The organism is Pseudomonas sp. NPDC088444, from assembly GCF_044900175.1.
Taxonomy (GTDB): Bacteria; Pseudomonadota; Gammaproteobacteria; order Pseudomonadales; family Pseudomonadaceae; genus Aquipseudomonas.
On sequence record NZ_JBJDNK010000003.1, the window covers coordinates 17,413 to 39,439 of the forward strand.

Here is a 22,027-nt window from a genome sequence, read left to right on the forward strand (position 1 = left end):
ATGCCATGGCCCGTTACGCTCGAATCAGTGAAATTGAGTACGAACTCCCCGAACGCGTGCTGGACAACGAAATGCTCGCCCGGGAATTTCCCGAGTGGGACGTCGACAAGATTTTCCAGAAGACCGGTATCAACGAACGGCGCATCGTCGCTGACGACGAGACAGCGTCGGATCTGGCGTTTCGGGCCTGTGAAAAGCTGTTCGCCCACAGCACGACCTCGCGGGACGACATCGACTGCTTGATCTATTGCACTCAAAGCCCGGATTACATGCTCCCGGCCACTGCGTGCATCCTGCAACACCGCTTGGGGTTGCCGCAGCACTGCGCGGCCTTCGATTTCAATCAGGGCTGCTCGGGCTTCATCTACGGACTGGGGCTGGCCAAGGGGTTCATTGAGTCGGGACAGTGCAGGAACGTGCTGTTGATCACGGCAGACACCTACAGCCGTTACATCAACCCCAAGGACAAGAGCGTTCGCACCCTGTTCGGCGACGGCGCGGCGGCGACGCTGATCCAGGCCTCGGACCAGGCGCAACCCTCTCTGGAGCGCTTTCGCTATGGCAGCGACGGCGCCGGGGCGTCCAACCTGATCGTGCCGATGGGCGGCGCTCGCCGACCGTTGATGGCTGGGCAGGTGCCCAACGAATACGGGGATGACAGCGGCAACGTCCGTTCGGACGCCAACCTGTACATGAATGGCTCGGCCATCTTCGAATTTTCGATGACCCAAGTGCCGAAGCTGTTCGCCTCACTGTTCGATGAGCACTTCACGGTCGAGCATTCCGACCTGTTCGCTTTCCATCAGGCCAATCAGTTCATGCTCGATGCCTTGCGTCGTCGCCTGAAACTGCCTGCGGAGAAATTCATCACCGAGTTCCGTCATTGTGGCAACACGGTGTCGAGCAGCATTCCGGTGGCGTTGAAGGAAGCCTTGAACAAGGGCCAGATTCAGCGAGGGCATGTCATCACGGCGGTGGGATTCGGCGTGGGCTATTCTTGGGGCGGTTGCGTCATTCGCTGGTAGCGGTCGGTCTGAATGGCACGTACCAAGGGCTCCTCAAGGGAGCCCTTTGCATGTGGGCTCAATGATCGAGCAACGCGGCCTGCCAGCGCTGTAGATGCGCGTCGTCGAGCATCCAGTCGCTCACTACCTTCGCTTTCAGGGCCAGACCCAGACGCTTCGCCTGGTCGGGATCGTCGATGTGCATCGCAATCGCTTCGGTCCACGCAGCGGTCGAATTGTTCACCCGCGTCAACGGCAGGCTGTTGCGCAAGCCAGGGACATCGCTGGCGATGACCGGGTAGCCGCAAGCACCCAGTTCCAGGGCCAGACGCGTGCTTTTGTGCGCGCTGTACAGGCTGTTGCCCGCCGGGATCAGCGCCACGTCCAAATCCAGCGAGGCAAGCACGCCCGCATACAATTCGCCGTCGACGGCGCTGCGCCATTCATGAATATAGGGGCGAAGCGATTCGGGGCACGGCCCCATGATGATCCATTCCACCTGACTAGCCAGCGCCTTGATCACGTCCTCGATCAGAGCCAGTTCGCCGAGTTGCGCCGTGTTACCCACCCAGCCGATGCGGGGTTTGCCATCGGGCAGGGCGTAGCTGTAGCCCTGAATGTCTCGCCAGCGGCTTTCGAGGCGCTCTTCGATGATCTGAATACGCGGGTGATACACGCTCAGCACGTCGGCCAGTCCCTCGCTGGAAACGATGACCTTGTCCATCAGTGGCAGCCCGGTCTTCAAGGCGTACTGGACCTGTTCGTCCGAGGGCGCACCAGCCCGTTGCGAGGCCGAGACCGGGTATTGGCCGAGGTCGTAGACACGCAACGCCTTGCTCAGCGCGCGGGTGGTATTGAGAGTGTGCAGCGCCGCATCGGTCAGCGGACTTTGCAGAATCAGCGTGTCGGGCTTCAGCCGGGCGAACTCGGCGACTGTCAGCAGTTCGGGCGTGATCACCGGCTCGATGTGCAGGCCTTCGGCGAGTTGCTTGAGCGGGGCGGTCAGACGGGTCGCCGATGTCGACAGTTGGGCAGGGTGGGCGAGCACCACAGGCGCAGGCCGCCATGACAACGGGCGCCAGGTCAGTTCGACGTTGGTTTCCAGTTGCAGGCCCTGACCCCGGGAAGAGAAATTGTCGTTGTACGCCGGGTCGTGAGCCACCGCGTTCAGCCATTTGCCATAGAAGGCCAGCGAGGCGTGAGGTGTGACGCAGAGGTTTTCCGGCGCTTCGTGCAGCAACACGGTATGGGGCGTCCAGACGATCAGTCGCCCGGTGTCTTTGACCCGCAGGCAGAGGTCGACATCGCCCAGGCAATCGCTGAAGTCACCTTCGTCCATGCCGCCCAGCGCATCATAAAGAGCGCTGCCGATCATCAGACACGCCTGGCTGACCGCGCTGTAGTTCTGATCGACCACCAGGCGCTGCATGTAGCCTTCACTGGCCCCGTTCTGCCCGCTGAACAGGTGGGTCGCCGGAGCTTCCAGCCCCAGGATGATGCCCGCGTGCTGGATCGTGTTGTCCGGGGCCAGCAGCTTGGCGCCGACCACACCGACTTCCGGACGTTGAGCATGGTTGAGTAGGTTGTCCAGCCAGTTGCCGTGCAGCACGGCAGTACGAGGACTAAGCAGCAACAGGTAGTCGCCGCTGGCGTGTCGGGCGGCGAGGTTGTACGTGGCCGAGAGGCTCAGGTCGTCGGGGCAGCGCAGGACACGCACCTGCTCCAGTTGCATGGCTTCGACACCATTGAGCCAGTCCACCGCAAGCGGGTCCTGGCTGTCATTGTCCGCAATGATGATCTCGTAGTGCGGGTAGGTGGTCTTTTCCAGAAGGCTTTCCACGCAGCGTTGCAGCATCAGAATCTGATCGCGGCTGGTGACGATGATCGTCACCTTCGGTTGCCCGGCATGGCCGTACTGAAGCTGGTAATGCCGCGGCCGTGACTCGACGACCTGGCCGTTGGCGTAGCCACGGGCGTGCAGGTGGCGTTGTAACGTGCGCACTTCGTCCGGGTTGCTCTCCCGTGGCTCGGGGCGGTAACTGACCAGCGGCTCGGCGATGTGCTCCAGCCCGCCAAGGCCTTCTTGTTCGATCAGGCGCAGGATCAGGTCCAGCTCCAGCGCCTGGGGATAACGCCCGTCGAACCGACCGGCATCGATGGCCGAATAGCGGTTGAAGAGCCAGTGCCGGGCCGTGGCTTCGGGGAAGCTCACCAGATAATCCAGATTGAAATCCGGCCGCAGCATCACCTCCGAGGCCGGCTCGGGCGTTTGCGCGATGTCATCGGCGAACAGTGCCCGGGTCGTTGGGTGCTCGGTAATGTGGACAGCGGCTTTGAGCAGCCCGGCGACGTTCAGTGTGGAGCCGGCCTCGATCAGCATGAACCAGTCGAAGCCGCTTTCTTCCAGCAGCCGGTTCAGTTGCTGCGCTCGGTTGTGGCCGGTCACCGGCAGATAATTGGCGTTGTCCGTCGCGTCCGGCTGGCCGTTGGCCGGGTCGTACAGCACGAATACTTTCGGCGGCATCCAGCCGCGGGTGGCGGCTTCGACACTCGTCAGCGTGCGTTGCAGCGGCAAGGCTCTGCCGTGCAGATCCGACACGACGATTGCCAGGCCCGGCGTGCCATGGTGCTGCTGGAAGTAGTGAACGATGTGCGGCTTCTGCGGGCCGGTGGGCCTGCGTTTTTCTGCCCAGTCCTGAACATGGTCGTGACGCAGTTCGGCGGCGGATTTCTGTAGAAAGTACGCCCGCAGGTTGAAGTTGGCGAAGTTTTCCCGGTCTTGAAGGGGGGCGATTTTCACGTCGCCGTTGATACCCCGCTCACGCAGCCATTCCAGCTCCTTGGTGATGCGGTAGTAATTGTTGTGGCCTTCCTTGGCCACTTGCGGCGCCGCCCGGGCGATACTGCTGCTCTGGGTGTCGGTCATGCGAAAGCGTGACAGCGGACGCTTGAGCAGCGCCAGGTTGCCTTGCCGAAGCAGCTTCACATACAGGCTGATGTCGCCCAGCCAATGAATGGTCTGGCCCTTGAGCGACATCAGGTCCTGACCGTAGGCCAGTGCATCCTCCCGTCGGCACATCACCGAACTCGGCTCGCCCATGAACGTCAGCGGGATTTCCGACAGCAGGGCGACCAACTCCGGACCATGGATGACCACATCGTCCTTGAACGGGAAAAACGTCACCAGGTTGTCCGGCAGAAAGTCGCCGTTTTCATCGAACAGGCGGCGCGTGGCAGCGGCCAGGGTGATGTCCGGATGCCCATGCAGCAAGGCCACCAGCGTGCTGACGCAATCGGGTTCCAGAAAGTCGTCGTCGTAGAGGAACTTGACGTATTCGCCATGGGCCTCGCGAATGCCGCGCGCGACGTTCAGCGCCTCGCCCAGCGACTGCTCGTTGCGGTAGTAACGAATCGGGAAGGGGCTTTGCGGCGTGAGCGTTTCCACCAGATTGACGATCCCGTCGTCACGGCAATCGTCGCAGATCACGATTTCCAACTGATCGTAATCCTGCGCAAAGGCGCTGCGCAGTGCGACTTCGAAGTACGTGGGCTTATAGGCCGGAATGACGATGCTGACCAGGCGTGACGCGTTCATCGGAATCCTTACATCTGATTGGACGGCCGCTGCTGCCTGCGACGAGAGCAGGCGAGTGACAGGAAAAAGGGTTTGAGGCAGCGCACGCTCTGCAACGGCGCTGCGAAAGGGGCGGTCTCAGGCGCGTTCGGACAGCGCCGTTTGCAGCACCTCGATGATGCTGTCGAATGCCTCGACGCTCAGCGCATCGAAAATCGGCAGGCAGAGAATCCGGCTGGAAATGTCGCTTGCGACCTTCAGGCGCTCGGGCCTGGCTGACTCCAGATGGCGGTACATCGGGAAGGTCGAAATCAGCGGATAGAAATAGCGTCGGACCAGAATGTCCCTTGCACGGAAGCGTTCGAACAGCGCGTCACGAGACAGCGGAAAGTCATCGCCCACCACCACTGGGAAATAGGCAAAGTTGTGGTCGTCGCTCGGCGAAAACAACAGTTGTAGGCCCGGCATGTCGGCGATGGCCTCGCGGTACATGGTGTCGATGCGCTTTCTGCGCGCCAGGGCGCCGTCGATGTAGTTGAGTTGCAGCAGGCCGAAGGCCGCGTTGACTTCGCTCATCTTGCCGTTGATACCGGGCGCGACCACGGTCACTTCGTCTGCGAAACCGAAGTTTTTCAGGTAGTCGATGCGCTGCTTGGTCTTGGCGTCGGGGCAGATGATGGCCCCGCCCTCGAAGGTGTTGAACACCTTGGTGGCGTGGAAACTGAGAATCGACAAGTCACCGTTGCGCAGGAGGCTCTGGCCCTGATGGCGTACGCCAAACGCGTGTGCAGCGTCGTAAATCACTTTCAGGCCGTAACGGTCGGCGATTTTCTGAATGCGGTCGACGTCACACGGCGTGCCGTAGCAATGCACCGGCATGATGGCGGTGGTCGCGGGCGTGATGGCCTCTTCGATGCGGTCCGGGTCCAGGTTGAACGACCCCGGCGCGATGTCGACGAAGATCGGTCTCAAGCCGTTCCACAGCAGCGAGTGGGCGGTGGCGACGAACGAGTAGGGCGTGGTGATCACTTCCCCCGTCACGCGCAGGGCTTGCAACGCGGTCAGCAATGCCATGGTGCCGTTGGAGAACAGGCACAGGTGTTCGACGCCCAGGTAATCCGCCAAATCCTTTTCCAGCTTCTCGTGAAACGGCCCGGCGTTGGTCAGGTGGCGGCTTTCCCAAATCTGTTCCAGATACGGAACGAACTCTTCCAGCGGTGGCAGCAGAGGCTGTGTGACGGGGATTTTCTTGGTCATGGGAATCCTGTGCTCCATGTACGCACGACGGCGAATACACAATGCTTGCAAGCGGGCAGGAGCCGTAATACTCGCTGTCATGGAAATGGCGCTTCAAGCGCTGTTAGGGGCGAAATAGCAAGAACCCGGCCAACCTCGTACGGGACGAAAGATGCGCTTGATATTCCGAACGCCTGATGTCTATTTTGTACACCTCGCCGCTCAGGCGGCCTGCCTAATAAGAAGGATCTGAGTCATGTTGACCGATGGCCACAATTCACTCGCGCAGCGATTGATGGGCATTGATGAAATCGAATGCGTCACCCCGGACCTGAACGGCGTGCCGCGCGGCAAGGTGATGACGGCGGAAGGCTTTCTTGAAGGCCGTCGTCTGCAACTCGCGCGGGGCGTGTTGCTGCAATGCATCATGGGTGGCTACCCGGCGGCGAAATTCTACGGCAGCGATGACGGCGATCTGGCGCTGGTCGCCGATGCGCAGCAGATTCACCGCCTGCCCTGGAGCGAAGAGCCTCGTGCATTGGCGATCTGTGATGCCGATGAGCTGGACGGCGAACCCTCCGGGCTGTCGACCCGTGGTCAACTCAAGTCGGTGATCGCTCGTTACGCTCGCCATGGCTGGTCGCCCGTGGTGGCCACTGAACTCGAATTCTTCGTCTTCGCCCCCAACAGCGACCCGAATCTGCCGTTCAAGCCGCCGGTCGGTCTGGATGGTCGGCGGGAAGACGGCCAGTCGGCGTTCAGCGTCAGTTCCAACAACGGCCTGCGCCCGTTCTTCAGCGAAGTCTATAAATGCATGGCGGCGCTGGGCCTGCCTCGTGACACGTTCATGCACGAAATGGGCGTCAGCCAGTTCGAGATCAACCTGCTGCACGGCGATCCGCTGCTGCTGGCCGACCAGACATTCCTGTTCAAACACATGCTCAAGGAAGTGGCACTCAAGCACGGCCTGACCGTGGTGTGCATGGCCAAACCGCTGGCACACACGCCGGGCAGTTCGATGCACATTCATCAGAGTGTGGTCGACAGCGTGACTGGACAGAACATTTTCAGCGACGCCCAAGGCGAACCGACCGCTGCGTTCCACCATTTCATCGGCGGTCAACAGGCGGCGATGGCGGATTTCACGGCCTTGTTCGCGCCCAACGTCAATTCCTACCAGCGTTTGTGTCATCCTTTCGCGTCGCCGAACAATGCCTGCTGGTCTCACGACAACCGCGCCGCTGGGCTGCGCATTCCCGCCAGCGCACCTGTGGCCCGTCGTGTGGAAAACCGTTTGCCTGGCGCAGATGCCAACCCCTACCTGGCCATAGCAGCTAGTCTTGCAGCGGGGCTGTACGGCATCGTGCAACAGTTGGAGCCGTCGGCGCCGATACAGGGGGAGTTTGATGTTCCGGACAATCTTTCGCTGCCATGTACCTTGCATGCGGCACTGGAGCGTCTGAAACGCAGCCCGCTGGCCAAGGAACTGTTCGGCACCGAATTCATCGAAGGCTACATCGCGTCGAAGACCTTGGAGTTGACCAGTTTCTTCAACGAAATTACCCCTTGGGAGCGACGTGTGTTGGCTGCCCAAGCTTAAAAAACGTCATGCGCACACCTTCCGTGGACGAGGGTGTGCGTTTTTGGAAAGCCGATGCGCCAAATCTGGAAATCCTTTCGAGCGCTGTACTTCGCCTCACTGATGATGTTGATCGGTTCGGGCCTTCTGAGCACCTACCTTGCCTTGCGTCTGGCCGCCGATCAGGTCGACGGCCTGTGGGTCGGTGCGCTGATGGCGGCCAACTACGTGGGGCTGGCCCTGGGCGGCAAGGTCGGCCACCGGCTGATCGGGCGGGTAGGGCACATTCGCGCCTATGCGACCTGTGCCGGGATCGTTGGTGCTGCGGTATTAGGGCATGGGTTGATCAATTACCTGCCCGCGTGGATTTTCCTGCGGATGATCGTGGGTCTGGGCATGATGTGCCAGTACATGGTCATCGAGAGCTGGCTCAACGAACAGGCCTCGCCCAAGCAGCGCGGCACGGTGTTCAGTGGCTACATGATCGCGTCGTACCTGGGGCTGGTGCTCGGTCAGCTGATTCTGGTGGTGCATCCCCAGTTGGGGCCTGAGCTGCTGATGCTGGTCGCCATGTGTTTCACTCTGTGCCTGGTGCCGGTGGCCATGACCCGCAGCATTCACCCGGCGCCGATGCGTCCGGCGCCCCTGGAGCCGCTGTTCTTCATGCGCCGCGTGCCGCAATCGCTGACCACGGTGTTGAGTGCCGGTCTGATCATCGGTTCGTTCTATGGTCTGGCGCCGCTGTATGCCGCGCAGCAAGGACTGTCGACCGAACACGTCGGTCTGTTCATGGCGACCTGTATCGGCGCCGGTCTGTTGGTGCAAGGTCCGCTCGGCAAACTGTCCGACCGCTATGACCGCGCCTGGCTGATTCGTGGCGCTGCCGGTCTTCTGTTGCTGGCTGGCTTGCCACTGGCGATTTTCCCTTCCATGCCCATTGAAGTGGTGTTCGTCATGGGCTTTCTGGCGTCGCTGCTGCAGTTCGCCCTGTATCCGCTGGCCGTTGCATTTTCCAACGACCACGTTGAGGGGGAGCGTCGAGTCTCTTTGACCGCCATGTTGTTGATGACCTACGGCGTCGGCGCCAGTATCGGGCCGTTGGTGGCGGGCGTGCTGATGAAGCAGTTCGGCAGCAATATGCTGTATGCATTCGTCTGTTTTACGGCATTGATTCTGGTGCTGCGGGTTCGTCCGAAAGCGGTCACCAATCTGCATCAGGTGCAGGATGCGCCGTTGCATCACGTTGCGATGCCGGACAGCATGGCCGCCTCGCCGCTGGTGGTGGCGCTCGATCCACGGGTCGATGAGCAAGTGGTTCAGGATCAGATGCAGAACCCGAACGAACCGGGTTACGTGGCACCTGCCGAGAGTGATACGAGCAACGAGCCTCCTGAACCAGAGCCTGAACGCGTCGTGCCGTCAGGGGAGGGTGTTGTACGCCCGGTTGCGGTGGTCGATGAAGTGAACGCTGTCGCGCCTGTTGATGGAGCGCGAGACGTGGGCGTGGACAGGCCGTTGTAATCAGAATCAGAGGGTGCAAACGAACTGTGGGAGTGAGCTTGCTCACGAATGCGCTAGATCAGCTTCTCGGAAGGATGCTGTCAGGACGCCATCTTGAGCAAGCTCACTCGCACAGTGGTCAAGCAACTGGAATCAATAATCAGTGATCAGAAATCGTCGTCTTTGTCGAATCGACGGGCTTCGCGCTGCAAGTGGTACACAAAACGCTCGACCTGACGCTGCACCAGACCACTTATGTTGTGAAAGCGCACACCGGCGAACGTGGTGTTGAATTTCTCTTCGAAGTGCAGATGGCGAAGCTCCACAGACGTGGTCATGCTGCCGATCGGCAGGTCTGCCGTGAAACGTTCATACACCTGGCCCAATTGCAGGCGCTGGGATTCATCGCCCTCGAAACGCAGCTTGCAGCCGGTCGCGGAAATGTCCAGCAGCTTGCCTTTGAGTGGGGTCTTGACCTTATCGCCATCGAGCTTGATGTCGACCAGCGAGGCCAGCTTGAGGGCGGCACGGAACGCATTGCGGCGCTGGTGGTAAACCACTTCTCCCGGCAACGGCCCACGGTAGCTGTGCGGTTCGTCGACAATGGTCATCTGGGCTTTGACTTCCCAGGCAACGCGCACGCCATCATGGAAGCCTTCAACGCGGAACGGCTCACCGGCGGCCATGAAACGCTCGCCATCGCGAGGAATCATTTCATCCAGCGCCAGCACATCGCTGTCGCGGTCGACTTCGATGACATAGCTCTGGAAACGCTGGCTACGTTCGTGAAAGGTGATGATCAGCGGATCGTGGCTGTCCATCAGCAATCGCAGGGTGGAGGCAATTTCCAAAGGTGTGGTGATGACCTTCGGTGGCTGCGGAGCATCTTCCGCACTTAATGCATTCACGGTTTATCCATCTCCAGGCAAAAAACGACAGCGTGCGGCGCGAGGCATTTTGCCATCATGTTGCACGCCTTGATACAAGAACTTACGCCTGGCTAAGCGGACGTGGTCTGGCTCTGCCCGATGTTGAACCCCGGCTGTCGTACAGCGTCGGTGTGTCACCACCATTGAGAATTCTGAGCTGTTGGGCCGTGGTCAACTGTTGAAGTTGAATCAGACTGCCATTCTGCTCGTTCGCAGCCTGGCACTCGGCTATCAGCGCACTCAGTTCGTCGCCCGCTTTCAACAACGCGTCGCCGACTGACGAGTGTTTGGCCACTTCTTCGAGTCCCGCGCGGCTGGCGGGCAGGCCAAGACTCGACAGCAGTTGACTGCGTCTGCGTCCGTGCTGTTCGAGCACGATCACCAACGCCTGTTTCTGCGCCAGGATGTGTTCCATTTCGACCATATTGCGACCGTGAAGGGCCAGTGATTCAGCCTTCAGGATCTCCAGCAGGTGCTGGGTCGGCGCAATATCGTCCGTGATCAGTTGAAACAACGTAGTGTCTTGCATCGCATGCCCTGGGATTCAAGCGTCCAGAAGCCCCTGCGCGGACCGGGGGCTAGCGCTGGGCTTCGAAATTAAGCAGTTTGTTCGCGACACGGTTGCTGTCGACCTTGTAACTGCCATCGGCGATCGCCTGCTTCAACTCGGCCACGCGGCTGCTGTTGACGACGGGCTGATCACGCAACGAATCAGTGATCTTCTGCAACTGTTGAGCTTCGCTGCTCAAACTGACTGTCTCACCGCTACCGCTCACGGAGGAGGTAGTGCTGGCCGTCGCCGGGGCGTCGGTCTTGCCTGCTTCCTTGGTGTTTGGGGTACGTGATGTACCACCCACGGTAGTGGAACTATTCAAACGACTGAAGTCGATGACCATGATTGAAAACCTCTGGGTTCTTGGACGCTTGCCTTGGTTTCGGCCAAACCCGGAATAACTTTAGGGCCAGTGCGAAAACAGTCTCGAATTGACTTCGCATGGGGCGTAACGGTTCCGAGTGTAGGAAAAGCGCAAGCGCAGCGCCAGAGGACAATACCCTTACATAGGCACCTCGACCTGCCCGGGGGCGACGATGTTGGCCTTGATCACACGTTTGGAATTCAGGTTCTTGACCCGTATTTGCTCGTTGAAACCGCCATCGGACAACGCCTCGCCGGGCATGCGCACACTCATCGAACCGCTGCGGGCGCTGATGACTACCTGATCGCCCTTGCGGACCATTTGCGGTTGTTCCAGGTGCACCGGGGTCAGGATCTGATCGATGACCGTTGGTCGGACAAGTTTCTGCCCGACGGCCTGATCAAGTGAGTCGAGAAAACCCTGTCCCAACAGGCTCACATCGCGCTCGCGCAAGGCCACGTCGCCCTCTGTGACAATTGCGTCGCGTTTCATCGGGCGTACCACGGTCACCACATTGCGAAATAAATGTACCTGGGCGGGTACGAACACCGTCCACGGAGAGCTGCCTTCGCAGCGCAGTTTGACGGTCACACGGCCAATGGGCTGTGCCGGGCTTTCCAGCGTGGCCGTCAAATCCTTGTCGCAGTGCGGCATGCGCAGGCGAGGGTCGAGTTGTTTGACCTCGATTTCGTAGCGTCCCTGGGTCTGACTGGTGGCCAGATAGTCTTCAACGGTGAATTCAAGAAAGCCTTGGGTGACGCCGATAAGTTGTTCAGGCAGCGTCACATTGTCTGCACGGCAGAGAGTTGCGCTGGCTAACAGGCACACGACCGCGAGTCCGCCGAGCAAATGGCGGCTGGCGCTTGTCAGGTGTCGGGATACTGTCGTTAATATGCTCATGACGGGTAGATAGCAAGGCCCGTGCCGCATGCCGATCGGGCAGTGCGCAATTGGTCGTTTTGGGGAGGGTGGTGCATGGCTGGTGTTTTGGATTCAGTGAACCAGCGCACGCAACTGGTAGGGCAGAACCGCCTTGAACTGTTGCTGTTCCGTCTGGACGGCAAGCAGTTGTACGGGATCAACGTGTTCAAGGTAAAAGAGGTGCTTCAGTGCCCGAAACTTACCCTCATGCCCAAGTCCAGTCCGATTGTGCGCGGAGTGGCGAATATTCGTGGCGGGACCATCCCGATCCTCGATCTGGCGATGGCGACCGGCGCGAAGGCGCTGAGCAATATCGATAACGCGTTTGTGATCATTACCGAATACAACACCAAGATTCAGGGCTTTCTGGTGCATTCGGTCGAGCGCATCGTGAATATGAACTGGGAAGAGATTCATCCGCCACCCAAGGGCACCGGTCGCGATCACTACCTCACGGCAGTGACGCGGCTCGACGACCAGTTGGTGGAAATCATCGACGTGGAGAAAATCCTCGCCGAGGTGGCGCCAGTGTCGGAAAACATTTCCGCAGGCGTGGTAAGTGAAGAGGTGCAACATAAGGCGCTATCCCTGCGGGTGCTGACGGTCGATGACTCGTCGGTGGCGCGCAAACAGGTCACCCGCTGCCTACAGACCGTGGGCGTGGAAGTGACGGCGTTGAATGACGGTCGTCAGGCACTCGAATACCTGCGCAAACTGGTGGACGAGGGCAAGAAGCCTGAAGAAGAGTTCCTGATGATGATTTCCGACATTGAAATGCCGGAGATGGACGGCTACACCTTGACTGCCGAGATCCGCAACGACCCGCGCATGCAGAAGCTGCACATTATCCTGCATACGTCGCTGTCGGGCGTGTTCAACCAGGCAATGGTGAAGAAGGTCGGTGCCGATGATTTCCTGGCCAAGTTTCGGCCGGACGATCTTGCAGCTAGAGTGGTAGATCGTATCAGGGCGGCGGATATCAGCTGAGGGCGCACGTCCTCGGCTGTTCACATGATTTGAGAGGCGGCATGTCTACAGGTAATTTGGATTTTGAGCAGTTCCGGGGCTTCCTGGAAAAAGCCTGTGGCATTTTGCTGGGTGAAAACAAGCAATACCTGGTCTCCAGCCGCCTGAACAAGCTGATGGAGCAGCAGGGTATCAAGTCGCTGGGTGAGTTGATCCAGCGCATCCAGACTCAGCCGCGCAGCGGTTTGCGCGAGCAGGTGGTGGATGCGATGACCACCAACGAAACTTTGTGGTTTCGCGATACTTACCCGTTCGAGGTGCTCAAAAGCAAGGTGTTGCCGGAGCAGCTCAAGGCCAGTCCGGGGCTGCGTCCGCGTATCTGGTCAGCGGCCTGTTCGTCGGGGCAGGAGCCGTACTCGTTGTCGATGTCGATCGACGAGTTCGAGCGCAGCAATCCGGGGCAGTTGAAGGCCGGGGCGCAGATTGTGGCGACGGACCTGTCGGGCAGCATGCTGACCAACTGCAAGACCGGGGAGTACGACAGCCTGGCGATAGGCCGGGGCTTGTCGCCTGATCGGCTGCAACGCTATTTCGACCAGAAAACCCCGGGGCGCTGGACGGTCAAGGCGCCGATCAAGAGTCGCGTGGAGTTTCGTTCGTTCAACCTGCTGGACAGCTACGCGGCGCTGGGTAAGTTCGACATCGTGTTTTGCCGCAATGTGTTGATCTACTTCTCCGCTGAGGTGAAGAAGGACATCCTGCTGCGCATTCACGCGACGTTGAAGCCCGGCGGGTATCTGTTCCTTGGGGCGTCCGAGGCGCTGAACGGGTTGCCTGATCATTATCAGATGGTGCAGTGCAGTCCCGGGATTATTTACCAGGCCAAGTAAGCTGGCTTGTGGTGTGTCAGAGACCCGGCGTGATTGCCGGGTTTTTTGTGTGCGTTGATTTGGGATTGCTACATGGATCCCAAGTCAACCTTTAGCGTCGCGCCCCTATCCAAATAGCGTCGCGCCCCTATCCAAAAAACCGGCAAAAAATCGGCACGCCCATTGCCGCTTTCCCTTCCATCAGCGGAAATCGCTTGCCGCTTTTCTGGCATTCACCGTTGCCACCCACCCGCAACCCCAGCAAATACGGCCTCTCACAGAATTGGCACGCCCCTTGCTCAAAGACCTGCAGTCAAGAACATCTGGTCAACCGATAAAGGTTTCCCGACATGAGCATCAGCTTCGAAAACGCACTGGGCATTCACGAGAAAGCGCTGAACTTCCGCGCTCAACGTGCTGAAGTGCTGGCCAACAACATCTCCAACGCCGACACGCCAAATTACAAGGCGCGCGACCTGGATTTCTCCAAAGTGTTGGCCGCCGAAAGCGACAAGGCCAAAAACGGCACCTTTGCGCTGAACACCACCAATGCCCACCACATCGAAGCCCAAGGCGTGGACAGCGGTGAAGCGAGCCTGCTGTATCGCACGCCGTCCCAGCCATCGCTGGACCAGAACACCGTCGATTCTCAAATCGAAAACGCCAACTACGCCGAGAACGCCATGGGCTTCCAGGCCAGCTTCACCTTGCTCAACAGTAAGTTCAAAGGGCTGGTATCGGCCCTGCGCGGAGAGTAATTCATGTCCCTGTCCAGTGTTTTCAATATTGCCGGTAGTGGCATGAGTGCCCAGAACACTCGCCTGAACACCGTCGCCAGTAACATCGCCAACGCCGAAACAGTGTCTTCCAGTCTGGACAAGACCTACCGCGCACGGCACCCGGTCTTCGCCACGGTCTTTCAGGGCCAGGAGTCCGGTGGCAGCGCTTCGCTGTTCGAAGACCAGGGCCAGGCCGGCACGGGCGTGCAAGTGGCAGGCATCGTCGAAGACCCTTCCAATCTGGAAGCGCGTTACGAGCCCAATCACCCGGCAGCTGACAAGAACGGTTACGTGTATTACCCGAACGTCAACGTCGTCAACGAGATGGCCGACATGATCTCGGCCAGCCGTTCGTTCCAGACCAACGCGGACATCATGAACACCGCCAAAACAATGATGCAGAAGGTTCTGACCCTGGGTCAGTGATAAGGGGCGCACGCCATGACCGTTACTAACGACACCAGCACCAGCGACTACATCAAGTCGCTCCAGACCGCGACGTCTGGCAAGACAGGCGACACCACCACGGGCGCCAGCAGTCTGGGCAAAGATGCGTTCCTGCAGCTGCTGGTCACCCAGATGCAGAACCAGAACCCGCTCGATCCACAGGACAATAGCGAGTTCGTGGCTCAACTGGCGCAGTTCAGCAGCCTGGAAACCATGCAGAACCTCAGCACCTCGGTCGATGCGATCGGTGGCATGTATCAGTCGTCGCAGGCGCTGCAAGCCTCGTCGCTGGTGGGGCGCTCGGTGATTGTCGACTCGGGTTCGACGCACGTGGACACGTCCAAGGACATGACCGGTCAGGTCGTGGTGCCTTCAACCAGCACCATCACCACTGTCAAGGTTTACGACAGCACGGGCAGCATCGTTCGTACCATCGATCTGGGCGAGCAGAAAACCGGCACCACCAGCTTCACCTGGGACGGCAAGGACGATGCAGGTAATACCCTGGCTGCAGGTAACTACAGCTTCAAGGCAACGGGCAGTCTCGATGGCACTTCCACCGGCCTGACCACCTACCTGCCTGCGACAGTGACCAGTGTCACCATGGGCTCGGCCGGTAGCGCAATGACTCTCAATCTGGCCGACGGCACCAACATTGCCTTGTCCAAAGTTCAACAAATCGGGATCTAGAGCCGACTCGACGGCGCAGGAGTGAAGTATGTCTTTCAATATCGGTCTGAGTGGGCTCTACGCAGCGAACAAAAGTCTCGACGTCGCCGGCAACAACATTGCCAACGTCGCGACTGTCGGCTTCAAGGCGTCCCGTGCGGAATTCGCTGACCAGTACGCGCAATCCATTCGCGGTACCTCGGGCGGCACCAACGTCGGCAGCGGCGTCTACACCGCAGCGGTCACCCAGCAATTCACCCAGGGTTCGCTGACCACTGGCACTGGCCGTGATCTGGACCTGGCCATCAACGGCAACGGTTTCTTCCTGCTGAGCAACAACGGCGAGAAGCTGTACACCCGTGCGGGCAACTTCCACACCGACAGCGCCGGCAACATCATCGACAATAACGGCAACAACCTGCAGGGTTATGGCGTCGATGCCAACGGCAACGTGATGACCGGCGTACTGACCAACCTGAAGGTCGACACCTCGAACATGGCGCCTAAGGCGACGACCACCATTACCATCGCGTCCAACCTGGATTCGTCCAAGGAAGTCTCGACCGGCGCTGCGTTCGATCCGGCTGATACGTCCACATACACCTCGACGTACAGCACCCCGATCTACGACGCCCAGGGTAACGAGCACACCCTGTCCCAGTATTTCCGCAAAACCGACACCAACAGCTGGACCATGTACACCCTGATCGACGGTCGCAGCATCACCGACCCGGCGAATTCGACGACGCCAGCCACGACCGAGCTGACCTTCGACGCGGCGGGCGACATGAACACCCCGACTGTGACCAGTGGCGGCGTGAGCGTGAATGCCGATGGCACCTTCAGCATTGACGGCTGGGTGCCGGCGCAAAGCAAAACCGTTGGTTCGACCACTACGTGGGTCGCGAACGGCGCGGGCGCAGCCGCTAGCATGAAGCTGGATATGTTGGCCACCACCCAGACCAACGCTGCCGGTGGCGCGATCTCCAAGAGTCAGGACGGTAACTACACCGGCCAGATCAGTGCGATGAACGTGGACTCCAGCGGTAACCTGTTCGCCACTTACACCAACGGCCAGTCCAAGGTGATCGGTCAAGTGGCACTCACCACCTTCGCCAACGTCCAGGGCCTGGCCCCGGCAGGCGGCACCATGTGGCGCGAGACCTACGCTTCGGGTATTCCGGTCACTGGCGCGCCAGAGTCGGGTACGCTGGGCAGCATTACCGGATCGGCGCTGGAAGAGTCCAACGTTGATCTGACCGGTGAACTGGTCGAACTGATCAAGGCACAAAGCAACTATCAGGCGAACGCGAAGACGATTTCGACGGAGAGCACCATTCTGCAGACCACCATTCAGATGACCTGATGACGGTCGGTTGATTCTGCTGTGCTTAGAGCCCCTCGTTTGAGGGGCTTTTTTTTGGAATGCGCCACGCCCTTGTGGGAGCCGGCTTGCTGGCGAATGCGTAGTGTCTGTACCTGATGAGTTAACTGACCCACCGTTTTCGCCAGCAAGCCGGCTCCCACAGGGGTGGGGGCCGCGAGCGCTTGGGCAAAAAAACTTCCAGAGCCATCCCACTCCAGACCCGGAAATTTCCTACTCCCGTCTTTGCGATCATCAAATTCGCTGACAAACGAATGTCGTTGAGCCTTCTGGCCCGACCCCATTCCTTTGCCCGCGAATAAATCCATGCATTGACGCAGCGTCGTCGCTGACGACTCAGGGAGTGTTCATGTCATTCAATATTGCGGTGGCCGGGCTGAATGCGGCTCACAAACGGATGGAAGTGGCGGGCAACAACATCGCCAACGTCGGTACCACAGGTTTCAAATCCTCTCGGGCAGAGTTCTCTGCCGTCTACTCCTCATCGATGCTGGGCAGCGGCAATGCCGTCGGTGACGGGGTGCGCCTGGCCAATGTTTCGCAGAACTTCAAGGCAGGCGGCGTGATGTCCGATACGGGCCGGGCGCTGGACATGCGGATTCAGGGCAAGGGTTTTTTCGTCATGAGTGACAACGGCGCGATCAGTTATGGGCGCTCTGGCGCATTTCTCAAGGACGCCGAAAACTACATCGTGGACTCCCAAGGCAGCCGTTTGCAGGGGTATGCGGTGACCGCTGACGGTCAGGTGATTCGAGGTGTGCGTACCGATCTTCAGATCGACAATGCCAACATGGCGCCCAAGGCCACCAGCAAGGTGGAGCAGACCATCAACCTGGATTCCGCCGAAGCGTCATTGGCGGCTGTCCCGGGTTTCAACGTGAACGACCCGCGTACCTGGACGCGCATGACGACCCAGACCATTCAGGACGCGGGGGTGCCGGAGGTGAAGGAGGTCAGGGGCAAGGACTCGAAAGGCAATGAGGTCGTTGTGATTCAGGCCAAGGCCGCAGTACCACCGCAGGATCACCAACTCACGCAGTATTTCGTCAAGCTCGACGACAACAACTGGACGTCCTACCTCCTGATTGATGGCGTGAACCCGCTCGATCCGTCGACCACTACGCCTCTGGAGGTTGGCATACGCAAGCTGCCCAATGGCAATCTGCATCTGACCGGCAATCAGGCAGCCGTCAAGCTGGAAAAGAGTGGTGATCTGGCACTGCATGGCTGGCAGCCTGCAATCAAGGTCAATGGCAATTGGGCGCCGAGTCCGGCTGCCAGCACCGGCGCCATCGCCTTGCCGCTCAACGATGCCAGTGGTGCGTTGCTCAACCCCGGCGACCCTGTCATGCCCCGCCCGGTACCGGCTTTTGATCGGGCCGACGTTTCCACCTATAACAAACCCTTCACCAGCGCCGTTTTTGACAGCCTGGGCGTTCGCCATGAGTTGACGCAGTACTTCGTCAAGGACGGCAGCAACAGCTGGAAAATGCACGTGCTGATCGACGGTCGCAATCCGCAGGACCCTGAGAGCACTGATCCGCTGACTGCCAGTGTGTTGTTCAATGCCGACGGCACGATGCAAACACTCACGGGTGGGCCTGGCTTGGTGGCGAGCAATGGCAAATTGACGCTGAGTGGCTGGGTGCCTGCCAAGTTCCTTGAGGGCAACAAGGTCGGCGGGCGCTGGGGCAGTAACGGCGCCACTGGTGATGGCGGCGGTATCGTGCTGGACATGAACAAGCTGAGCCAGTTCCGGGCGGCAACGGGCTCCTCTGGGGTGTTTGTCGACGGGTATGCGGCGGGTAGCGCCAACAAGCTGTCCATCGACAAGAACGGAATCATGAGTGTGGGGTACAGCAATAGTCAGCAACGTGTCATTGGCCAGGTCATGCTTGCCAGCTTCGCCAATGAGCAGGGACTACAGCCGATGAGCAATACGCGCTGGATCGAAACCGCCGATTCTGGCGTTGCCAACTATGAGGAGCCAGGTGTCGGCACGTTGGGCAGTATCGTCAACCAGTCGCTGGAAGGCTCGAATGTGGACCTGCAATCTGAATTGGTGGAATTGATACAGGCGCAGACGGCGTATCAAGCCAACTCGAAAACCTTGTCGACGGAAGCGGAGTTGATGCAGACGTTGATCAGGGCAACGTAATCGTTGCCGTTGCTCCGCTTTTGCTTCTGCTCTTCATACGCCGATAGTCCGGCGGTGTCTGGACTATCGGCGTATGAAGAGCAGAAGCAAGAGCAAAAGCATTCGCCAGCAAGCCGGCTCCCACAGGTTCATCGTCTACCACAAGATTTGGATTCGGCACGATGCTTGTGGGAGCAGCCTTGGTGCCGAAAAGGCTGGCCAGCCGCCATAGAATTTCCCACAGTGTTGTTAAAAAAGTAACGCCGCTCAAATCGAACAATCGGACTTCACAAACCCGCCGCTCACCTTGGTCCAGCCCTTGCCAGGGCTGGTCTGGGCGCAGATGGTCTTGTGTTTGCCTTGCCACAGGTAATAAGGCGCCGGGGCGGCGAGTGCGACGGTTGTAGAGGCGGCGAGGGCAAGGAGCAGGGCGGTACGCAGACGCATGACGGTTTCCCGTTGATAAAGAAGCAATGAGCAATTCGCTGCAATTATCGCTCCTCGTACGAAATTTTTTGGCGGCGATACGCAGCCTTTCCTCCGAAAGCGGCGGTCTGCTGTCGCAGCCTGACCGCTCGTCCCCGACAACCCACCCGAAGCGCCCGAAACCATTGGGGAATCAGCACTTTGTATCGCACCTGAAAAACTGGCGCGATCATTGCTAAGACCTGCTCAGTACAGCTACAGGCGGCAAGCGTCTGTCAGAGGAGGAAGACTGTGGACAAGTTGCTTTACGTGGCCATGAGCGGGGCGTCGGAAAACGCGGTTGCGCAAAAGGTTCATGCCAACAACCTGGCGAACGTTTCGACCAACGGGTTTCAGCGCGACCTTGAACAGGCCCGCTCGATGCCGGTATTTGGCGAGGTCAACCCGTCGCGCGCCTACGCCATGAGCGAGCGCCCGGGCACCGACTTCAGCCAGGGTTCGATGATCGACACCGGTCGTGAACTGGACGTTGCCGTCAAGGGCAATGGCTGGATGGCCGTTCAGACGCCCGACGGCGGCGAAGCCTATACCCGCACCTCCAGCATGAACATTGACGCCCTAGGCGTGTTGCGTGATGGCAATGGTTTGCCGGTCATGGGCAACAGCGGGCCGATTGCCGTGCCGCCCCAACAACAGATCGAGATCGGTGCCGACGGCACGATCAGCGTCCGTTCGCTGGGTGAGAGCCCTCAGGTCATGGCGCAGATCGACCGCATCAAGCTGGTCAAGCCCGACCTTTCGAACATGGAAAAAGGCCCCGACGGTCTGATGCACACCAAAGACGGCAAGCCGGCGCAGGCCGATGCCGACGTGCAGGTCGAATCCGGGTTTCTGCAGTCGAGCAACGTCAACGCTGTCGATGAGATGACCTCGGTGCTGGCGCTGTCCCGCCAATTCGAACTGCACATCAAGATGATGAAGACCGCCGAGCAGGATGACGAGTCGATGGCTCGCGTCTTGCAGATGGGCTAATGACTGACAGCTTGCGTCGACAATTCGGCGTTTGAGGAGATTTACGAATGCTTCCGGCACTCTACGTAGCAAAAACCGGTCTGGCCGCTCAGGACATGAACCTGACGACCATTTCGAACAACCTGGCCAACGTGTCGACCACCGGTTTCAAAAGTGACCGCGCCGAGTTCCAGGATCTGCTCTATCAGATCAAGCGTCAGCCAGGTGCTCAGTCCACATCGGACAGCGAGCTGCCTTCGGGTCTGCAACTGGGTACCGGTGTGCGCATCGTCGGCACTCAAAAGAACTTCACCGCCGGTAGCCTGCAAACCACCAACCAGCCGCTGGACATGGCAGTCAACGGCCGTGGCTTTTTCCAGATCCGTCAACCGGACGGCACCATCGCCTACACCCGCGACGGTACCTTCCACCTGGACCAGAACGGCCAGATCGTGACCGCCAACGGCTACGCGCTGGAGCCGGCCATCGTCGTGCCTCAGGACTCGCAGACCTTCACCGTCGGCGAAGACGGCACCGTATCGGTCACCACGTCTGCGGCAACCGCCACGCCACAGGTCATCGGCAACATCCAGACCGCTGACTTCATCAACCCGGCCGGTTTGCAGTCCCAGGGCGGCAACCTGTACCTGGAAACCGCGTCCAGCGGCGCGCCGCAGGTGGGTACGCCAGGCTTGAACGGTCTGGGCGTGGTCAAGCAGAACACCCTGGAAAACTCCAACGTCAGCACCGTGGAAGAGTTGGTGAACATGATCACCACTCAGCGCGCCTACGAGATGAACTCCAAAGTGATCTCGACCGCTGACTCGATGCTGCAGTACGTCACACAGAACCTGTAATGGAAGACTGAACCACCTGATGGCGTGTCAAGAAACAACGGATCAATTCGATAGGGCGCCTGAAAAACGCCTGCTACACCGCGAGGTTTTAAGTGTCATGAAACGGCTTTCTGTATTGCGGCTTTCCCTGTTGGCAGCACCGCTTTGCGGTCTCGCGCTGCTGACCGGTTGCGTTGCGCCCTCGGCCAAACCCAATGACCCTTATTACGCGCCGGTGTTGCCACGAACGCCGCTGCCTGCAGCGGCGAACAACGGTTCGATCTATCAGGCCGGTTTCGAGCAGAACCTGTATGGCGACCGTAAGGCGTACCGGGTCGGTGATATCATCACCATCACCCTGTCCGAGCGGATGGCGGCCAGCAAGGCGGCCAACTCCAGCCTGAGCAAGACCAGCAGCAACAGCATCGGTCTGACCTCGTTGTTCGGCGCGGGCGTCAGCACCAACAACCCGGTGGGCAGCGGCGATCTGAGCCTGAACGCAGGCTACACCGGCGACCGTGCCACCAAAGGCGATGGCAAGGCTGCGCAGAGCAACAGTCTGACCGGTTCGATCACTGTGACGGTGGCCGATGTATTGCCCAACGGTATTTTGTCGGTGCGCGGCGAGAAGTGGATGACCCTCAATACCGGCGATGAGCTGGTGCGCATCGCGGGCCTGATCCGTGCCGATGACATCGCCACTGACAACACTGTGTCGTCCACTCGCGTGGCCGATGCGCGCATCACGTATTCCGGTACAGGCGCATTCGCCGATTCCAGTCAGCCAGGCTGGTTCGACCGATTCTTCCTCAGCCCGTTGTTCCCATTCTGATAGCGGGATAG

At 59.6% G+C, this 22,027-nt stretch carries 22 protein-coding genes; 13 read left to right on the plus strand and 9 right to left on the minus strand.

Going from position 1 to position 22,027, the window contains the following annotated elements; genetic code table 11:
• The first annotated feature begins 5 nt into the window (after window positions 1-5).
• Entirely contained in the window at window positions 6-1,025 is a 1,020-nt protein-coding gene (locus ACI2KB_RS07070; protein ID WP_404632827.1) for a ketoacyl-ACP synthase III, read from the plus strand.
• Between the two features lie 58 nt (window positions 1,026-1,083).
• On the opposite strand, the gene ACI2KB_RS07075 is transcribed toward ACI2KB_RS07070, so the two are convergent.
• Entirely contained in the window at window positions 1,084-4,599 is a 3,516-nt protein-coding gene (locus ACI2KB_RS07075; RefSeq protein ID WP_404632829.1) for a glycosyltransferase, read from the minus strand.
• 117 nt (window positions 4,600-4,716) lie between these two features.
• The gene (vioA, locus tag ACI2KB_RS07080) at window positions 4,717-5,835 is read right to left on the minus strand and encodes a dTDP-4-amino-4,6-dideoxy-D-glucose aminotransferase VioA (protein WP_404632831.1); all 1,119 of its coding nucleotides are present in this window, start codon (window positions 5,833-5,835) and stop codon (window positions 4,717-4,719) included.
• A 337-nt stretch (window positions 5,836-6,172) separates the two neighbouring features.
• Here vioA and ACI2KB_RS07085 point away from each other — a divergent pair, with 337 nt between their 5' ends.
• Both ACI2KB_RS07085 and ACI2KB_RS07090 read left to right on the plus strand, forming a co-directional pair.
• Window positions 6,173-7,414, plus strand: a complete 1,242-nt coding sequence (locus ACI2KB_RS07085; protein WP_404633544.1) for a glutamine synthetase family protein — start codon at window positions 6,173-6,175, stop codon at window positions 7,412-7,414.
• Between the two features lie 54 nt (window positions 7,415-7,468).
• On the plus strand, window positions 7,469-8,914 hold the full coding sequence (locus ACI2KB_RS07090) for an MFS transporter (RefSeq protein ID WP_404632833.1): 1,446 nt from the start codon (window positions 7,469-7,471) through the stop codon (window positions 8,912-8,914).
• Between the two features lie 146 nt (window positions 8,915-9,060).
• Here the strand turns inward: ACI2KB_RS07090 and ACI2KB_RS07095 are convergent, their stop codons facing one another.
• From ACI2KB_RS07095 to flgA, 4 genes are all read right to left on the minus strand, one after another.
• Window positions 9,061-9,801 (minus strand): flagellar brake protein, encoded by a 741-nt coding sequence (locus ACI2KB_RS07095; protein ID WP_404632835.1) that lies wholly within the window; start codon window positions 9,799-9,801, stop codon window positions 9,061-9,063.
• Between the two features lie 82 nt (window positions 9,802-9,883).
• On the minus strand, window positions 9,884-10,351 hold the full coding sequence (locus ACI2KB_RS07100) for a flagella synthesis protein FlgN (protein ID WP_404632837.1): 468 nt from the start codon (window positions 10,349-10,351) through the stop codon (window positions 9,884-9,886).
• A 49-nt stretch (window positions 10,352-10,400) separates the two neighbouring features.
• Complete coding sequence (flgM, locus tag ACI2KB_RS07105; protein WP_404632839.1) at window positions 10,401-10,718, minus strand: flagellar biosynthesis anti-sigma factor FlgM; 318 nt, start codon at window positions 10,716-10,718, stop codon at window positions 10,401-10,403.
• Window positions 10,719-10,877: 159 nt separating this feature from the next.
• Window positions 10,878-11,639 carry a flagellar basal body P-ring formation chaperone FlgA gene (flgA, locus tag ACI2KB_RS07110; protein ID WP_404632841.1) on the minus strand — a complete coding sequence of 254 codons (762 nt, stop codon included), beginning with the start codon at window positions 11,637-11,639 and terminating at the stop codon, window positions 10,878-10,880.
• A 75-nt stretch (window positions 11,640-11,714) separates the two neighbouring features.
• Between flgA and ACI2KB_RS07115 the strand changes: the two genes are divergently transcribed.
• The 6 genes from ACI2KB_RS07115 (at window position 11,715) to flgE (ending at window position 16,756) form a co-directional block, all read left to right on the plus strand.
• Window positions 11,715-12,647 carry a chemotaxis protein CheV gene (locus ACI2KB_RS07115; protein ID WP_404632843.1) on the plus strand — a complete coding sequence of 311 codons (933 nt, stop codon included), beginning with the start codon at window positions 11,715-11,717 and terminating at the stop codon, window positions 12,645-12,647.
• A gap of 41 nt (window positions 12,648-12,688) precedes the next feature.
• Window positions 12,689-13,516, plus strand: coding sequence for a protein-glutamate O-methyltransferase CheR (gene cheR, locus ACI2KB_RS07120; RefSeq protein WP_404632845.1), 828 nt, complete (start codon window positions 12,689-12,691; stop codon window positions 13,514-13,516).
• 329 nt (window positions 13,517-13,845) lie between these two features.
• Window positions 13,846-14,253: a flagellar basal body rod protein FlgB gene (flgB, locus tag ACI2KB_RS07125; RefSeq protein ID WP_404632847.1), complete on the plus strand. Its 408-nt coding sequence runs from the start codon at window positions 13,846-13,848 to the stop codon at window positions 14,251-14,253.
• Window positions 14,254-14,256: 3 nt separating this feature from the next.
• Window positions 14,257-14,700, plus strand: coding sequence for a flagellar basal body rod protein FlgC (flgC, locus tag ACI2KB_RS07130; protein WP_404632849.1), 444 nt, complete (start codon window positions 14,257-14,259; stop codon window positions 14,698-14,700).
• A 15-nt stretch (window positions 14,701-14,715) separates the two neighbouring features.
• On the plus strand, window positions 14,716-15,411 hold the full coding sequence (gene flgD, locus ACI2KB_RS07135) for a flagellar hook assembly protein FlgD (RefSeq protein WP_404632851.1): 696 nt from the start codon (window positions 14,716-14,718) through the stop codon (window positions 15,409-15,411).
• Between the two features lie 28 nt (window positions 15,412-15,439).
• Complete coding sequence (flgE, locus tag ACI2KB_RS07140) at window positions 15,440-16,756, plus strand: flagellar hook protein FlgE (protein WP_404632853.1); 1,317 nt, start codon at window positions 15,440-15,442, stop codon at window positions 16,754-16,756.
• On the opposite strand, the gene ACI2KB_RS07145 is transcribed toward flgE, so the two are convergent.
• Entirely contained in the window at window positions 16,744-17,082 is a 339-nt protein-coding gene (locus ACI2KB_RS07145) for a hypothetical protein (protein WP_404632855.1), read from the minus strand. The two genes, flgE and ACI2KB_RS07145, sit on opposite strands and share 13 nt — an antisense overlap.
• A 41-nt stretch (window positions 17,083-17,123) precedes the next feature.
• On the opposite strand from ACI2KB_RS07145, the gene ACI2KB_RS07150 reads away from it, so the two are divergent.
• Window positions 17,124-18,932: a flagellar hook protein FlgE gene (locus ACI2KB_RS07150; protein WP_404632857.1), complete on the plus strand. Its 1,809-nt coding sequence runs from the start codon at window positions 17,124-17,126 to the stop codon at window positions 18,930-18,932.
• Here ACI2KB_RS07150 and ACI2KB_RS07155 read toward each other — a convergent pair.
• Window positions 18,919-19,191 (minus strand): hypothetical protein, encoded by a 273-nt coding sequence (locus tag ACI2KB_RS07155; RefSeq protein WP_404632859.1) that lies wholly within the window; start codon window positions 19,189-19,191, stop codon window positions 18,919-18,921. The genes ACI2KB_RS07150 and ACI2KB_RS07155 overlap by 14 nt on opposite strands.
• On the minus strand, window positions 19,179-19,358 hold the full coding sequence (locus tag ACI2KB_RS07160; protein WP_404632861.1) for a hypothetical protein: 180 nt from the start codon (window positions 19,356-19,358) through the stop codon (window positions 19,179-19,181). Before ACI2KB_RS07160 ends, ACI2KB_RS07155 begins: the two co-directional genes overlap by 13 nt.
• 270 nt (window positions 19,359-19,628) lie before the next feature.
• On the opposite strand from ACI2KB_RS07160, the gene ACI2KB_RS07165 reads away from it, so the two are divergent.
• The 3 genes from ACI2KB_RS07165 (at window position 19,629) to flgH (ending at window position 22,016) form a co-directional block, all read left to right on the plus strand.
• Window positions 19,629-20,369, plus strand: coding sequence for a flagellar basal body rod protein FlgF (locus tag ACI2KB_RS07165; RefSeq protein ID WP_404632863.1), 741 nt, complete (start codon window positions 19,629-19,631; stop codon window positions 20,367-20,369).
• Between the two features lie 47 nt (window positions 20,370-20,416).
• Complete coding sequence (flgG, locus tag ACI2KB_RS07170; RefSeq protein ID WP_404632865.1) at window positions 20,417-21,205, plus strand: flagellar basal-body rod protein FlgG; 789 nt, start codon at window positions 20,417-20,419, stop codon at window positions 21,203-21,205.
• Window positions 21,206-21,302: 97 nt separating this feature from the next.
• On the plus strand, window positions 21,303-22,016 hold the full coding sequence (flgH, locus tag ACI2KB_RS07175; protein WP_404632867.1) for a flagellar basal body L-ring protein FlgH: 714 nt from the start codon (window positions 21,303-21,305) through the stop codon (window positions 22,014-22,016).
• Window positions 22,017-22,027 lie beyond the last annotated feature (11 nt).